Genomic DNA, 15,983 nt, shown 5'->3' on the forward strand with positions numbered 1-15,983 from the left:
ATCCACGGGTGTCATAACTTAAACAACGTAGTGAGTTAACACTTAGCCTAATCACCTATTTAGTCCTAAGACCTATCTCGAATCTCACGATTCAAGCCCCTGTGTCTTTAGCTCAGGGGTAGTTGACGTTGATATGAAAATTAGCAAAAAATTTTTTATTGATACACATTTGTAGCATAAAAATTATGCAATGCTACAGTTTTATGGCTAGTAAATATGGGTTATAAACAATTATTATTATATCTTTAAATTTAATCATGCAAAAGGAATTTTTTCTTATGAAAAAAACAATATTTTTTATGACCGCACTTTTAGTATCCATTCCTCAAGTGGGATTATCAGTTGACTATGAAGTTAAGGATAAATTGTCGTATGACGATTATAAGTATAAAGATCAAAAAAAGCTGGGAGAATTAGATGATAAAAAAGCTTGGCGAGCTGAAGCTGAAGTTGGTTTTTATCAAATGACTGGTAATACAGATAATCAGAATCTACTTGGAAGATTTGAAGGTAGTTATGTCAAAGAAAGTTGGAGGCATAAATTGAATCTTGATGCTATACGCACAAAAAATGATGATAAGTTGGCTGCTGAAGCTTATCGCTTAATATTTCAAAGCAATTATCACTTGTCTGATAAACATTATTTGTTTAATAGAATTAAATATGAAGATGATAATTTCAGCAATTTTGATTATGAGTCTTCAATGGCAGTAGGTTATGGATTAACTATCTTTAATACTAAAATCACTAGTTTAAGTTTGGATGTTGGTCTTGGTATGAGACGCAGTGAAACAAAACATACTAATGATATTACAGAAGAACCAATTGGAGTTAGTCAAATTAACTTTAGCAGAAAGATTGGTAGCCATAGTACATTTTCTCAAGACTTTATCGTAGATTTGGGTAAGGAATATACTAGTAGTGAATCTTTCACAGCATTAAAGGTAAGCATTACTGATACAATTGCTATGAATTTATCATATTTAGTTAAACACAAGAATAATGTTACTGACACAAAAGAAGAAGTAGATGCAATTACTGCTGTAACTTTAGTATATAATTTCTAATATTAATAGAATTTAAACCTGTATTCGAGGCAAAAATTTGCCTCGATTATTTCTTACATTAAATGGCAGCTCTTATGCTTCATTGTATTAAATTCTTAAACTTAGGATGTTTAATTATCTCTCCATTTAACTTTTGAACGGCTGGAACGAAAGATCTTTGCATTTCAGTGCAAGCTGAATATACTAATAAGCTTGATTCATAATCATATTTAGTGTTGACATTATAGCTATTGCCATTAGAAGATTTAACTGTTATGTCAAATTTCCAATAAGCATTACCCAACACAGTACTACCATATATATCATTTAAATTTGCAGTAATAATAATTGTTGAGTTCTCATTATACATATCAGACACCATTAATTCCTTTGTAAAAGCATTTTCTATATATGAAGCAAAAGTTTCTCCTTTTGGAGTACCTACAGGTGTAGATAATCTACACATTAAAGTTGCTTCATTTTTATTTGAATCTGTAAATTTTACAATCTTTATACCTTCACTGCTGTTTGAAAAAGTTTTTAAGGCAAGCATATTGTCAGAAGAAATTGCATAATTATGCACTTTATTGGCACAACCACTAAAACTTATTAACAATAATAATGTTACTAATCCAAAAAATAATTTTTTCATTTTAACCAAAAAGGTTATTTATTGATAAAAATGAGGTGATAATAATAACTGTTCATAACTTATATTTACTAGCTACAAAACTGTAACATTGCCAAATTTTTATGCTACAAATTTGTATCAAAAAAATATATATTATATATATAAAATGCCTTAATAAAATTGTGTATTGATATAAATTTGTGGCATAAAAATTTGGCAATGCTACATTTTTGTGGTAGCAAATATGAGTTATGAACATTTATAATCATCAGCTCATTTTAATGTTATTAAAATATAGGAGAAAATTATTAATGAAATTTAAACCACTCATGTTAGGTCTTTGCCTGACTACATCAGCCTTATCACAACTAGGTATGGCTGATGACTCGCTTGGCAAATCCCCTTTAGTTGATATGACATCTCTAAAAATATATCCAAACTCTGTAGAGTTCTATGGGATAACGAAGTTTAACACGACAGTAGAAGCCACTGAAGTCAATATAAAGGCAACTGATATTGTGGAAATTATGGGGGCTATAAAAGTCATTAATCGTGGGCTAAAAAATCTTCCCATTAAAGTATATATTTATTTTAAGCATAACGAACAATGGTTTATGTATGGTAAAACACAGACCGGAGACATCATTGTCGCACCTTGGAATCAGGATGTAAAAACACTGATACCTTGGATGACAGTTGAGAAAATGCCGTTGGTATTAGAGATACCAACAATTTATAAAGGTCAATTTAGTGCAGGTAAGTTAAAAATATATTTAGCCTTTTCTGCCCACGATAAGCTAGATCTATTTGCGAGTTCAATTAAGCCTATAACAATCAAAATCAACAACAGCGAACCATCCAAACTGGAAGGTAAGTTTGTTGCCAAAGAAGATTTTTTACCCAATCCGGATGGTTTTGGCTTTGAAAACTATGGGGATGTTTTTGATACTGATTTAACGGATGAAGATATACAGGATTTTCTAGGGAAAGAACAAGCATGTTATTTGTCCCCAAAAGGAAAATGTATATTGAAAGCACATGTACAAAGCTGGAAAAAGATGCAAATTAATGACTCCAAGGGAGGACATTGCTATGGTATGGCTGTTGCCAGTGTTCGTTTGAAAAAGGCTTTAGCTTTTAAGGGTAAAACCAAGCCCATGGACTTTCAAAGCGGAGCTACCATGACGCTGGAATTACAAAAAAGTGCAGTGCGCAATATGATTGCTTATTACATGACAACCCAAAACCTTGGCATTTTTGAGCATTACACAAATCCTGCCAATGCCCAAAAGCCTTCGGAAGTTCTACAAACTATCATTGATAAAATGAATACCAACGATCCTATTGTGGTTATTGGTGTCAGTGATGAGACTGGTGGACATGCCATTACACCATATGCTGTTAAGGATAAAGGCAATGGCGAGTTCTGGGTGTATGTGTATGACAATAATTATCCTGATGATGCCAGCAAATTTATCAAGATTAATCGTGAGCAAGAAACGTGGTCTTATGAGGCACAGACTAATCCTAATGCACCTCCTACTCTTTATAAAGGAGATGCCACAACGCTTGATAATCTAGTTGCCATACCCTTGTCTGCTCACAACAACTTAGCACCATATAAAATTAAGGACGATTTTGCTGAGTTCCGATTTGCGGGTCAGGGTTTGCAAATGTTAATAGAAAACTGGGATGAACAGCGTATTGGTTATGATTTTGAACAAGAAAAACATGTCAATGAAATAAAGGACGCTGAAATCGTTCCCATCTTTGATGTGGGTGCTCCTCCCCGTTACCGCATTCCAATAACTGATACAACAAACATTACTGGAGATGAAATGGATAAATTCATTCAGCAAATGTTTGGTATTACTTTGGGTGTGTTGCCCGGACAGAAATTTGAACGACAAGCAGATAGTAGCTTGTTTATGAGAGCAGGTGAAAACATTGCCGAAATTGGCAATATCAATCTAGTTTCAGGTGAAAAATTTAATATTGCTATTCATCCAAGTGCTAGAATGGTGTATCTCAATAGTGAAAGTGCTACAAAGCAACAACCAGAAATTCTCTTAGTCGCAAATGATAAGGAGAAACAACAAGGTTACATTTATCACTTAAGTGATTTTAAAATTGTTGCAGGAACTGATTTGATGATAATGACAAGCGGAACTAATTTACAGGTTATCAGTGTTGGTGGCAAAGAAGATGATCCTACTTTAACTCCATTAGATAGCAGTACCTACAGCCTTAGAGTCACTAAACTAAGTCCTGATGGACAACGTTCAGCGCGTAGTACCCAGCTTGAGGTGCCAGTAAGTGTCAAAACCCGTATCCATGTTAAACAGTGGGCTGATGAATCAGATAGTTCAGTTCGCAGTGGTAACAAAGAAGACGGTAACGAAGGAGTTATTGAAGTAGAAGTCATTGGTAAATAATTTATGATTTTACAGTGGTTCCTGTAAAATAGGATACGGCTTTGTTGATCTTTTAAATTCCAACGCGACACAGATAAATATGTTATTTTAAATTTTTTTGGTCGCGAAGATATTTAATTATGCAAGCATTCAAATTACTCTTTTTATTGTTTACAAATCTGTTAAACAGTTGTAATGATTCTACTTTCATTACAACAAAATCAGCTGATCGTGGTCGTGTGATTGATCTTAGTAATCCTAGTAATGATTTTAATGTTTTATCTTATAGTGGTAGTTATGCTTTGCTTATTGGGCAAAGTGATTATAGCTATTGGGGGAATTTAAATACTATTTCTAGTGAATTGAATGATGTAGAATCTGTTCTTAAAAATCAAGGTTTTGTTGTTAAGAGATATTCTAATCTTAATTCCCGTGATTTTAGTAATACTTTTAAGAATTTTATTGATCAGTATGGTTTAGATAAAGATAACCGATTGTTATTTTTTTATTCTGGGCATGGGCATAGTCGTGGTGATAAGGGTTATCTTGTTCCTGTTGATGCGCCTAATCCTTATTCTGATGATAAAGGTTTTGTCAGAAAGGCTATTGCTATGAATCAAGTGGTTACTTGGGCGCGGAATATTGAGTCTAAACATGCCTTATTTTTGTTTGATAGTTGTTTTTCTGGTACAGTTTTTAAGACTAAAGATTTTTCTAAACCAAAGCAAATTAGTCTAGCTATGAAACTGCCGGTACGTCAATTTATTACTGCTGGCAGTGCTAATGAGAAGGTGCCTGCTAAAAGTACTTTTACTCCAGCTTTTGTTCATGCTTTAGCCTATGCTGATGGTGATATAAATCAGGATGGTTATGTTACTGGTATGGAATTGGGATTTTATCTTTGGAGTGAAGTACCAAAGCATACTGATCAAACTCCACAGTATGGAAAAATTAAAGATTTTAATTTATCACGCGGTGATTTTCTGTTTAAGGTAGAAAAAAAATCAAAACCAATTATTAATGATGTTGTTGTTGAGTCAGATAATGGTCACAAAGATCATACAACAGTATCAACAACCAAAGTTTTTCAAGATCGTTTAAGAGATGGTAGTTTGGGTCCAAAAATGGTTAAAATCCCGGCTGGTTCTTTTAGAATGGGTGATATTCAAGGTGGTGGATTTTTGATTTTTAATCAACCTATTAAGATGGTTTCGGTTGGAGAATTTGCTATGGGGATGTATGAGGTGACAGTTGGTGAATTTAGCAAATTTGTTAATACTACTGGTTATCGAACTGATGCAGAAAAAGAAGGTCATTGTAATATATATAAGAATCGTGTATTTAATAGTGAACAAGGTTATAATTGGCGTAATCCGAATTTTTCTCAAAATAACAATTATCCGGTTACATGTATAAGTTGGAGTGATGCTAATGCTTATACTAAATGGCTTAGTAATCAGACTGGTAAAATTTATCGTCTTCCTACAGAGGCAGAATGGGAGTATGCAGCAAGGGCTGGTACAGAAACTAAGTATTGGTGGGGAAATATAGCTTCTCATGAATATACTAATTATGGATTAGCACAAGGTAAAGATCGTTGGAAATATACTTCACCAGTTGGTTCCTTTTCTGCTAATCAATTTGGTTTATATGATACTTTAGGAAATCTACGAGAATGGACATGTTCAGAATATGAATTTGGATATAATGGCAAAGAAAAACAATGTGTGACAAGTGCTAAACGTTTATCCCTTCGCGGCGGCTCGTGGTACAATGAACCGATGGAAGTACGCTCAGCGAGCCGCTACAGAGACAAAGCAACCAACCGCGACAGCTACTTGGGATTCCGAGTCTCTAGGCAGTTATAACCAACTTATTTATGCAACTTTATTTTGATTTAATTAAATTTCTACTATCACAATTAGGACAACGCTGTGTAATTCTGCGGTAAACAGCTCTAACTATTTTTGATAGACCTAATGTTAATATGCCTATTAATAAAGTAGAGTTGCTGCTTTTGGAATTGGATTCGTAAATTACCATGCCGCAATCTTTACATCGAAAAACTTGAGTATATTCTTTATATGACATAAGGTAATAATAATTGTTCATAGCATATATTTGCTAGTGACAAAACTGTAGCATTGCTAAATTTTTATGCTACAAATTTGTATAATATATAAAGAATATTATTATTTTGGGGGTTTTATGCCTAGCTTTGCTGATCTTTTAAGAGATCATATGAAGAAGACTGATATGAATTCAGACGCTTTGGCACAGCGGATTGGATTATCTCATGATACTATAACGCGCTGGATGACAGGAAAGGAAATTCCGACACTATATGAATATGTTATTTTTTGTGCAGAGGCTTTAAACTTAGATCCAACAGAGTATGATGAATTTTTAGAGGCAGTTCCATTTGATAGTTTTGCTACTTTATTAAATAAAGAGCTGAAAAAAGCCAAATATAATACAGCTAAGCTTGCTAAAAGTCTTAATATATCTGAAGATATTGTAAAAAAAACGCCTAATACGCGAGCCTATGCAGTTGCTTATGCAAAAACTTTGGGTTTAAAACCAATAGATCAAGAACAATTTGTTGCAGCGGCTGGATTTCCAGCGTTTGGTGTATTATTCCATAAATATATACAAAATACAGGATTTACTTTATCAAAATTGGCAAAGCAGTTAGGAATTGATCGTACTAATTTAAATAGGTGGAAACAAGTACGTCGGGAGGGAGGTAATCCACCCAATAAGCCAGAAAGTCTAGAACAACTAGCAAAGATATTACATCTCAATCAAATAGATACTAATGATTTTTTAGAAGCGGCTGGATTTTCTCCTAAGAAGACTTTAAGCCCTTGTGTTGTAGGTTTGCCTATACAGAATATAAGTCAATTTTTTGGTCGCGAAGATGAATTAAAACGTATAGCGAATTTATGGAATAGTTTTCCTTTACAAAATATTGCTGTAATAGGTTCTCAGGGGATTGGTAAAAGTTCTTTATTAAATTATTTGCTGAATTTGCAGAATACAGTTGCTGAAGATTTGCGTCCAAATCAGCGTCATGATTGGTTTGCTAATTTGAGAAAAGCACAGTGGGCAAAACTTGATTTTAATAATGCGCTTATTTGGACTAAAGATGGATTTTTTCGTAATTTGTTAAAGCGATTGAATATAAAGGAAAATAATGGTTTGCATTTTATAGATATTCTTGAGCAACATTTAGATGTTCCAACATTTATTCTATTGGATAATGTTGATGTAGGATTATCAGCTGCTGAATTAGATATATCATTTTGGTCAAGTTTACGTTCTCTAAGTTCGGAAAATGAAAATCTAGCTTTTATTATTACTTCACCTAAAGTACCTGAATTGGAAGCTAAAATTTATGGTAAGCCATCAGGTTTTTTTAATATTTTTGGACATGTAATAAAATTAGAACCTTTGCTTGAAGAAGACGCACGGGAATTATTATACTTTGGTGCAGATCAAGCAAAATTATCAGTACCTTGTATAGAAGATGATATTGCTTGGATTTTAGAACAAAGTGGTCGCTGGCCGATATTATTACAAATATTATGTGATTGTAGATTTCAAGCTTTGCGAGAAGGTAAATCGGAGGCGGTTTGGAAGAAGGAATGTTTGGAGCGGTTATCAGACCTGTCAGGTTTTAAAAACCTGACAGGTCTTTAGAATATTATTCTGGTTGCATTTGCCTATACCAAGTTCTTCTATCAAATAAATCAATGGCTTGTGATAAACAGTTATTATCCATTAACGAGATAATTTGTTTAAAATCACTAGTTTCGGCTGAAATTTTTGTCATAGTAAATTTTACTGTTTGTTCATCCATTGTAGCCATATAAGGAGTATCATATTCCAGCGGCAAGCTTGCAGGCCAACTTAAAGTGTCTTGATATAGTGGCCAATTGATCGTAACTGTTGTGGAATTTAATTTTTTCAGACTAAGACTTGTAGCTGAATCAGCAGCATCTGCTCGCCAGAAAGTTACTTGATTTTTTATACAATAGTTTTTTGTAGCGGCTGTTGATAGATCTATAGTCCATAACAAGTCCTCGTCTCCTCGTAAATTGTCACCAATACGATTAGTTGCAAATAATCTTTTTATAGTTCTTAACCATCGTTGTCCAAAATTTGAACATTTTACCGATTTTATCTTACCATTATAAGGGCCTATAATTGTAAGTCTTTTGTTATTGCATAGTGCTACTTTAAGTGATTGCCCTTTTTTTAAACGTATATCTTTTCCATCTAAAGAAGAATATTTTTTTGATAAAGAATTAGGTATAGAAGCAACAACAACAGCCGCTAGTGCGACTTGGTTGCATAATAAGCAAGTGATTAAAATAGCTTTGAGCATAAGATATTTATTCTATTCTCTGATATGGTTGAATTATTTGTAAATTTTTTATAACACGATAATGTTTTGTATTAAATGTTGCCAATTGAACATTCAGACCAACTGCTAATTCAGCAATTAGCGCATCAATCATACCAATATTATTACTTAAATGATAAGTAGCATAATCATTTAATGCTCTTTCACAATCTGTCTTTTCTGACCAATATAATCTATAAGAATGCAGTATTTTTTCAACTTTTTGTAGTTCAACGCTATTTCGACAGCCTTGAATTAATTCCATTGCCACTAAACCGGGAATACCAATTTCTTCACTATCTAACAGATTTAACCAATCTAATGCCGGTTTATATTGTCGTAATATATCTATCATCACATCACTATCAACTAATATCATTTTTCTCTTCGTTCTTCAGCTTGTTGGCGTAATTGACGAGCATAAGATAAGCTATCTTTAATATCTGAACGATCAGCCCATAATCCAACTAATTCCGATTCTAATAAGTTATGGGCTGTTAAAGTTTCTGAGTTATGATTTATTTGAGACTTTGACTGATATTTTAGAAAATTTATAAATTGAATAATTTCACCCCATTTATTATAAGGTAATGAATGTAATTCTCCTAAAATATCTTGTTCTGTAATCACATTATTTAGCATAAAATTTCTCTTAATTAACTAATTGTTCTTATTTTTTGATTATTTTACCATAAATTCAATTAATCCTGTAGCCCACTCATCATTGCGTAATGATATTCGTCCTCGTTGTCCATGTATAGCATTTATCAGTAATTGTTCTAAGGGATTGTAATTTCCTTCTATTCCGCCGCGTTGTTCAAAAGCTGTTTGTTCTAATAATTCTACATCAAATGGATGGCGGCTAGTAATGATTTTTATGCTTTCTTCGCCTACTAGTTCTGCCATTAATCCCGTTTCTCCAATTAAGTCTAAGGTTTCTCCTGCTTCTATGCGGGCATATTCCATTGCTTCTTCTGGGTATGGAAAAATTGCTTCTATAAGTCCATTAGGGCTGATATTAATTAGATAGCAATAATAATGTCGTCTTGATCGGTTGTGTAAACTGAATGTTATAATGTCTCCTTTGTTAAGAGTCTTTTTTTCAAGTTGTTGTAAACTATATGGTCCAGTTTTGCGATGTAATCCTAAGTCACTGGGTAAATATATACAATCTTCTGTTGGTGAGCAATATCTTATTGGGCTTAAAATAAATACTTGCACTGTAACTGGTAAATTCCTTGTGCTACTTCTAAGTGTCTTTAATTCACGAACTCGGGCTAATTTGTTTAAATTGTTCTGTAGTAATTTTATGCCCCTGTTCGGATTTTGAAATGATATTTGTTGTAATAAGTATTGGTCTGATGTCAGTATTGATAATTTTGAACCTTTTAGATGTAAACGCAAATCTGCATGAATAGGGTTATTAGTAAGAGTATAGCCGGGAAGCGGTAATGTACCATCTTTGCGCTTTTTAAAGGCTGTTTTTATTATCTGTTTTGCTGGTGATAGATATACTTTCATTGGTTTAAAATTATAGGCATGACTTTCTTCAACTACTAAATCACCGCGCTTGAATAAAGCTGTTGGTTTGCCATAACTTTTAAATGCTTTAACTTTTGTTATAGTTATACGAGCTACATTTTCTGCTTTAGGTTTGTATAAGCGATAAACTGATCCTATGGTAACACCTGCAACATGCCCAGCTTGAATTTGAACTTGATTACGAGTTGCATAACTGACAGTTATTGTTGGTGGTAAGGGAATAAAATTGCCACCTAAAATTTGCCTACTACGTTCACCTTCCATTTGTGGCTTTTGCGCTCTTCCACGAGAAGTTACTACTTGCATATAAACTCGTTTAAAAACATCATTCCATGTTGAATCTGCTTGTGCTTGTTGTAAAGCTCTAGCCCAATGCCAAGTAAATTTTCCATAGGCTTTACCATCTTCTTGAAATGCTTCAATAGCTGATTCTCTATCGCGTGCTGAGCCAATACGTATTCCATAATATTTATCAATCTTAGTATAAGCTCTTTTTCCTAATGGATGATGACGCTTATCTTTTTTTATGGAACGACTATTAGAATCTTCTCCTCTACCAACTGTAGCAGAGTGACAAGAATCAGAAACAAAGATGACATGATCAGTTTTAGCATAAATTGCAGCTAACCAAGTATTAATTTCATCATCTAAGACATCATAATTGTCTATGTGTTTGCTATAATTAGCGCGACTAGCATAAGATACCCAAGTTTGATCTATACCACTTCTGATTTGATCACCATTTAAATCAATAGTTTGAGAACCATGACCAGAATAATGGATATAAACAAAATCCTTGTATTGAATTCTGTTAATGAGTTTAGTGAAGGCATTTTTAATACCTGTATGAGTTGCTTGCTCATTTTGGAGAATAATAAAATCATTTTTCTTAAAACCAAAACGTTCACGCAACACATTTTTCATAAGAAAAACATCATTAATACTACCTTGAAGCGATCTTAGATTGCTATTACTGTAGTCTTCGATGCCAATTAATAAGGCATGTTTGCCAGCGGCAAAGGCTGGTGGTTGAATGAATAGAAATATAATACTTATATATAATATTTTCATAAGGTAACACTCAATGTTTATGTATTTAAAATGGCTAACCCGCCTATTTTTCCAACCAAGAGTCTGGCGCGATCATTTAGCCACTAATTTAAATTTGTCTTCTGATTTTAGCATAGCTGATTTGTCTAATAAAGATTGGCGTAATTCTGAGATACGAAGTGTTTTGATAATTGGCTTAATTATTGTGCCTTTATTATTGAGTCTTTTAGTTGGATTATTGTTGTGGTTGCAGGATAAGCCTTTTATCAATATCGTTATGGCTATGACTTATACTGTTGTTGTCAGTTGGATTAGTGGCTTTATTGCTGCTAGTCAGGTTGCGGTGGGATTTGCTTTGGTATCTGCTCCACTTAGTGGCTTGGTGCTTGGCTTGGCACAGGGTGATATGGGTGGTTTAGTTACTATTTTAGGGGCTATTTTTGTTAGTAGTCTTGCTGGGCATATTCTTATAAATATCAAAGACTCAGCTAGGGAACGCACATTTAGTGAAGAAATTGGAGCTGTGGTTTTTGGCTTATTTGTTAGTGTATTTATTGTGCTAATTGGAATCGCTATTGGAACTTTATTGGTATGGATAATTGCAGATAATCCGGAGTTAATGGTATATGCTCAATTTGTTGCTGCGATGATTGTTGTAATTTTGGCATTAAAAGCTGATCTTTGGTTTCGGCTAGTTATTGCTGGATTAATAATTTTAATGATGATTTTATGGGAACCAAGTATTGTTAATGCTGTAGCATTTTCTCTATTATTTGTTTTATCTTTTCGATTGACACATAAATTTGCTGGAACTTTAGCCGCTGTTTGGGCTGGTATTTTAACTAGCGGCGGAATGTATGTGGTGGCAATGATATTTGTAGCGGGTTATGATTTATGGTTAATAGTTATCACTAGTTTAATAGCCGTTGTATTAGGTTTAAGTTTTTCATATTGGCGCGTTGTTATATCTTATCCCATATTAGCAGCATGGCATTTGTACTTATATCAAACATCGAATTTATTAGATAAACATGCCGCTTTTTGGGATGAATATCAGTTTTTACGCTGGTTTGATTTAAAAAAACACATACTAAAAGTATCAGAATGCGATCCTCAAGCGGCTCAATCTGCACTAATAAAACTGAGTGGTGGATATAACAACTGGGTAGTGCCAGCGGTGCAACTTGAATGGGATACACAACGTTTAGAACAATGTAAGACGCTTTCTATGATTGCACAAGTACATAATAGCATGATAACTAAAACAAATGTTTTAGTACGTCGTTTTAGTCGTTTAAGTGAGGATGTTACCGCTGCTTTAAATCAAAGCAGTGATTACAATAAACGTTTACTATTGAGGAATATAGAGGATAAATTGGATGATTTATTATTAGAAAACTGCCAGCGTTTTCAATCCGTAGCAATGATTTGGCGACAAGCAATAATAGCAAAAATGCAGCAACTTTCTGAAAAAGCTGAACAGCGGCAAGAAATTCAAAGCCCTTATATTCCGGGATTACCTTTGCAAACGAATCAAGAATTATTTGTTGGGCGTGAAGATATAAGTGCCAAAATCGAAAATTTTTTACGTAGTAGCAATACACCACCATTATTACTATATGGGCAACGGCGTATGGGAAAAACTTCCTTATTATATAATATTGGTCGTCTTTTACCTACTACAATTATTCCTTTATTTGTGCCTTGTCAAGGAGTTATTGCTAAAACTCAAAATACCAGCGATTTTTTCTTCCAGTTTGCCAAACAAATGGTCAATTCTGCAAAACAACAACGCGATTTATCTTTACCTAAATTAACCAAACAAGATTTAAAGCAAAATCCTATAATGCGTTTTTCAGAATGGTTGGAAGACATTGAACAAGATTCATATACATTGCTATTAATGTTAGATGAATTTGTTGAACTTGAAAAGGCTTTTGAAGAACAAAGATTAGAAAAAACTCAAATATTAGGCTGGTTGCGTGATCAAATTGAACATCATCAATCCTTAAAAATATTATTTTCTGGTTCATACTATTTCAAAGAATTAGAATCATATTGGTCTAATTATTTAATAAATGTGAAGACTATTCATATTAGTTATTTACAACAATCAGAAGCACGTCAATTAATTATAAATCCAATTCCAGATTTTAATTTGCAGTATACACCTGAAGCTTGCCAACATATTTTAGCACTAACTAATTGCCATCCAGCCTTAATACAATTAATGTGTGATCAAATAATTCAACTAAAAAATCAACAAGCAGTATCACAGCGGCAACTGGTAGAAGTCAGTGATGTTGAAGCAATTGTGCCAAATGTGCTTGAAGCCGGAAAATTCTTTTTTAATGAAATTATTTATAATCAAATTGGAGACAATGAACGCAAAATTTTATCTGTTTTAGCATCATATGGAAAATTAGATTGCCCCGAAGAAAAATCTATATCACTGTTATTACAGCGCGAATTGATTGAACGAGTTGGTAGTGGTTATAGATTTCAGGTTGAATTGATACGAAGATTAATAATAAAGTAGGAGGCTATAGAGGATTTCGCCTCTATGCATTGAAAATAAAATGGAAGTAATATGTCGGTACGTATAAATCTTTTAACATATTTACATAATATTAAGTACAACGGATTTTCGGAATAAACGGATTTTTTGATTGTTAGAAAATAAATTGAACCAGCGGAGGCAATTCGTGAAGAATAAATATATTATATTTATATTGTTATTAATAAACTTTCCAGCATTAGCATCAACTGATAAATGCACTCATAAATTAGATATTTCATGTGCTTACAATCCAAAACCAGATATTGAAGATTTTATTTTACCTATGCCTAAGCTATCGAAAGATAAGATAAATATGGTTTTTCGCAAAGTGAAAGTGCATGGCTCAGAATTTTGGGGTAATCCACAACGCTTAATTTCTATTGGTGAAAATGCTTCTAAATTTAAAGGCATGATTTCAGGAGCTTTTTATGATAGAGAACAGGGCAACTGGTTTTATTATCTTGGTAAATATGAAGTTAGCATTGCTCAATACATTACTGTAATGGGCTTGAAGCATTTTGATGAAAAATGTGGTAACAAAAAGCAAATTGCAAAAAACCGCTATTGGTAAAGGCTTACTTCGAGAATTAGCTAAACCAATGGCATGGATTACATGGTGGGATTTTCAAGAATTTATTCGTCAATATAATTTATGGTGTTATAGCAATACAGAGTGTCTGGATAAATTGCCTACTGAATTAGAATGGGAATATGCAGCTAGAGGTGGATATGAAGCTGGTTCAGAATTTGAAAAGACTCTACCTTTTGTTGCAAACCAAATAAAACAATACGCTTGGACAAAACCTCATAGTAAAAATGGAGCTACTATAATAGGGCGTTGGCAAGCTAGTTATGGATTTTATGATCTATTTGGTAATGTACAAGAATTAACTAATTCATTATTTGTAGCTGAAATTATTCAAGGAAAAGTTGGTGGTTTGACAACGCGAGGTGGCAGTTATCAAGATCAAGCTAAAACACTAAGTTCTGCTTTTAGAAGAGAAATTGAACTTTATAAAGCCAAAGAAGATCGTGAAGGCAAAATCAGTGAAATAACAGAATCACTGTCTCCAACCACTGGAATTCGTTTAGCTATCGGAACATTATTCAGCCCATCACCTCGTTTCAGTGAACAAATCGAAACAGAATATAAAACCTACACGAAAACATTTCGTGGGCAAACAGCGGCTGGAAAATCTATTGGTGAAACCAGTAGTGGTGGGATTTGGAAAAATATGGTTAAAAGATTTAATTTAGAACTTAAAAAATCAGAACTAAAAGCCGTGGCTGCAATTGAAAAATTAACAGAAAAAGCTAAAAAAAGAGATACTGCACTAAGTAGAGAATTAGTAATTGAAAAAGAAGAGAATAGGAAATTAACACAAGCTTTAATTACGCAAAAATATACGTTCAAGAAAAAAACTTGCTAGATTAATCATTGCTACAATTGTCACTAAATTAGATAATTCTGCTGATGAAAAATGGTATCAAATTAAAACACCAGATGGCAAAATCGGCTGGGTAGCTGCTAGATATACTATGCCTGTAAATTTAAGATATAAAACACAAGCATATATTAAGGTAGCCAAACGAAAATTAAATCATAAAACAGCTAGTTTTGGTGATTTTGTTGAATTATTTAATTCCTTAAAAGGCATAATACCTACAATCAAAAATAGAGAAAATAAAGCTGAATTGCAATTTTCATATTTACTGGTTTTACAAAAAAGCTTAGATAAATTACCGCGCCGTCAAAAAAACTGGCTTAAAATACAAAAACGCCATATCGTATATGACAAATCATCTCGATTGTGGTTAGTTAAAAGAAAATGGTTTCAACAATTGCATGATAAATATAGTGATTTAGCTATTGCAGATAGAATTATGCTAGCTGCGCCTTGAGATAAGCGGAAATTCCAATGAATGGCCCATACTATCACAAACAGGCCATTTAAATATTTTTAATAATAACATAAAAAAAAATATTATATTATTTAAGTTAATAAATACTATGCTTTTATTTGCCGTATTAAGCGGCAATTTCAAGAACACATTTAATGGAGATGATGCTAGCGGCTATATTTTGTATGATCATAACACCAGATCAGTTAAGATTCCTTGTTTTGAAGTTACTACTATTGCTAAATTTGGAGATGCAATTGAAGGAGAATCCATATATTACAAGGATGTAAATATGAAGCAGCGGCATGTAGCCTATCCAATCTTTCATGTTGATAATATGACAAAAACTGATAGTTGACACTGTAGAAGTTGAAGTTACACTTGATACTAGTGGAAAAGCTGGGGACAAAAAGTTTTCTATTAGTTTGAA

14 protein-coding genes are annotated in these 15,983 nt (G+C 33.2%); 9 read left to right on the plus strand and 5 right to left on the minus strand.

The window, feature by feature from the left end:
* Positions 1-278 precede the first annotated feature (278 nt).
* Complete coding sequence (locus BHU68_RS11860; protein ID WP_069471810.1) at positions 279-1,067, plus strand: DUF481 domain-containing protein; 789 nt, start codon at positions 279-281, stop codon at positions 1,065-1,067.
* Positions 1,068-1,146: 79 nt separating this feature from the next.
* Here the strand turns inward: BHU68_RS11860 and BHU68_RS11865 are convergent, their stop codons facing one another.
* On the minus strand, positions 1,147-1,698 hold the full coding sequence (locus BHU68_RS11865; RefSeq protein WP_069471809.1) for a hypothetical protein: 552 nt from the start codon (positions 1,696-1,698) through the stop codon (positions 1,147-1,149).
* Positions 1,699-1,988: 290 nt separating this feature from the next.
* Between BHU68_RS11865 and BHU68_RS11870 the strand changes: the two genes are divergently transcribed.
* From BHU68_RS11870 to BHU68_RS11880, 3 genes are all read left to right on the plus strand, one after another.
* Positions 1,989-4,112: a hypothetical protein gene (locus BHU68_RS11870; RefSeq protein ID WP_069471808.1), complete on the plus strand. Its 2,124-nt coding sequence runs from the start codon at positions 1,989-1,991 to the stop codon at positions 4,110-4,112.
* A 119-nt stretch (positions 4,113-4,231) separates the two neighbouring features.
* On the plus strand, positions 4,232-5,959 hold the full coding sequence (locus BHU68_RS11875; protein ID WP_069471807.1) for an SUMF1/EgtB/PvdO family nonheme iron enzyme: 1,728 nt from the start codon (positions 4,232-4,234) through the stop codon (positions 5,957-5,959).
* A gap of 340 nt (positions 5,960-6,299) precedes the next feature.
* The gene (locus BHU68_RS11880; RefSeq protein WP_216115533.1) at positions 6,300-7,793 is read left to right on the plus strand and encodes a helix-turn-helix domain-containing protein; all 1,494 of its coding nucleotides are present in this window, start codon (positions 6,300-6,302) and stop codon (positions 7,791-7,793) included.
* 4 nt (positions 7,794-7,797) lie between these two features.
* Here the strand turns inward: BHU68_RS11880 and BHU68_RS11885 are convergent, their stop codons facing one another.
* The 4 genes from BHU68_RS11885 to BHU68_RS11900 are packed head-to-tail and all read right to left on the minus strand — an operon-like array spanning position 7,798 to position 11,112.
* Positions 7,798-8,481, minus strand: a complete 684-nt coding sequence (locus BHU68_RS11885) for a hypothetical protein (protein ID WP_069471805.1) — start codon at positions 8,479-8,481, stop codon at positions 7,798-7,800.
* 7 nt (positions 8,482-8,488) lie between these two features.
* Positions 8,489-8,878, minus strand: coding sequence for a PIN domain-containing protein (locus BHU68_RS11890; RefSeq protein ID WP_069471804.1), 390 nt, complete (start codon positions 8,876-8,878; stop codon positions 8,489-8,491).
* A complete protein-coding gene (locus BHU68_RS11895) occupies positions 8,875-9,141 on the minus strand; it encodes a hypothetical protein (RefSeq protein ID WP_069471803.1) in 267 nt (88 codons plus the stop codon). Before BHU68_RS11895 ends, BHU68_RS11890 begins: the two co-directional genes overlap by 4 nt.
* A 39-nt stretch (positions 9,142-9,180) precedes the next feature.
* The gene (locus BHU68_RS11900; protein ID WP_069471802.1) at positions 9,181-11,112 is read right to left on the minus strand and encodes a caspase family protein; all 1,932 of its coding nucleotides are present in this window, start codon (positions 11,110-11,112) and stop codon (positions 9,181-9,183) included.
* 19 nt (positions 11,113-11,131) lie between these two features.
* On the opposite strand from BHU68_RS11900, the gene BHU68_RS11905 reads away from it, so the two are divergent.
* The 5 genes from BHU68_RS11905 to BHU68_RS11925 all read left to right on the plus strand — a co-directional run bounded on the left by BHU68_RS11905 (position 11,132) and on the right by BHU68_RS11925 (position 15,911).
* Complete coding sequence (locus tag BHU68_RS11905; protein WP_141700033.1) at positions 11,132-13,630, plus strand: hypothetical protein; 2,499 nt, start codon at positions 11,132-11,134, stop codon at positions 13,628-13,630.
* A 166-nt stretch (positions 13,631-13,796) separates the two neighbouring features.
* Positions 13,797-14,222, plus strand: a complete 426-nt coding sequence (locus BHU68_RS11910; RefSeq protein ID WP_069471800.1) for a hypothetical protein — start codon at positions 13,797-13,799, stop codon at positions 14,220-14,222.
* Entirely contained in the window at positions 14,182-15,081 is a 900-nt protein-coding gene (locus tag BHU68_RS11915; protein WP_171900405.1) for a formylglycine-generating enzyme family protein, read from the plus strand. The genes BHU68_RS11910 and BHU68_RS11915 overlap by 41 nt, the downstream gene beginning before the upstream one ends.
* Before the next feature lie 109 nt (positions 15,082-15,190).
* Complete coding sequence (locus BHU68_RS11920; RefSeq protein ID WP_069471798.1) at positions 15,191-15,553, plus strand: hypothetical protein; 363 nt, start codon at positions 15,191-15,193, stop codon at positions 15,551-15,553.
* A 109-nt stretch (positions 15,554-15,662) separates the two neighbouring features.
* The gene (locus tag BHU68_RS11925) at positions 15,663-15,911 is read left to right on the plus strand and encodes a hypothetical protein (RefSeq protein ID WP_069471797.1); all 249 of its coding nucleotides are present in this window, start codon (positions 15,663-15,665) and stop codon (positions 15,909-15,911) included.
* The last annotated feature ends 72 nt before the right edge of the window (positions 15,912-15,983 follow it).

Origin of the sequence: Candidatus Marithrix sp. Canyon 246, from assembly GCF_001723685.1 — a bacterium.
Classification (GTDB): Bacteria; Pseudomonadota; Gammaproteobacteria; order Beggiatoales; family Beggiatoaceae; genus Marithrix.

Coding starts and splice junctions, on each gene's coding strand:
- BHU68_RS11905 (WP_141700033.1), top strand. CDS start 11,132: ATGTATTTAAAATGGCTAACCCGCCTATTTTTCCAACCAAGAGTCTGG.
- BHU68_RS11925 (WP_069471797.1), top strand. CDS start 15,663: ATGCTTTTATTTGCCGTATTAAGCGGCAATTTCAAGAACACATTTAAT.
- BHU68_RS11875 (WP_069471807.1), top strand. CDS start 4,232: ATGCAAGCATTCAAATTACTCTTTTTATTGTTTACAAATCTGTTAAAC.
- BHU68_RS11900 (WP_069471802.1), bottom strand. CDS start 11,112: ATGAAAATATTATATATAAGTATTATATTTCTATTCATTCAACCACCA.
- BHU68_RS11880 (WP_216115533.1), top strand. CDS start 6,300: ATGCCTAGCTTTGCTGATCTTTTAAGAGATCATATGAAGAAGACTGAT.
- BHU68_RS11885 (WP_069471805.1), bottom strand. CDS start 8,481: ATGCTCAAAGCTATTTTAATCACTTGCTTATTATGCAACCAAGTCGCA.
- BHU68_RS11860 (WP_069471810.1), top strand. CDS start 279: ATGAAAAAAACAATATTTTTTATGACCGCACTTTTAGTATCCATTCCT.
- BHU68_RS11895 (WP_069471803.1), bottom strand. CDS start 9,141: ATGCTAAATAATGTGATTACAGAACAAGATATTTTAGGAGAATTACAT.
- BHU68_RS11920 (WP_069471798.1), top strand. CDS start 15,191: ATGCCTGTAAATTTAAGATATAAAACACAAGCATATATTAAGGTAGCC.
- BHU68_RS11865 (WP_069471809.1), bottom strand. CDS start 1,698: ATGAAAAAATTATTTTTTGGATTAGTAACATTATTATTGTTAATAAGT.
- BHU68_RS11890 (WP_069471804.1), bottom strand. CDS start 8,878: ATGATATTAGTTGATAGTGATGTGATGATAGATATATTACGACAATAT.
- BHU68_RS11870 (WP_069471808.1), top strand. CDS start 1,989: ATGAAATTTAAACCACTCATGTTAGGTCTTTGCCTGACTACATCAGCC.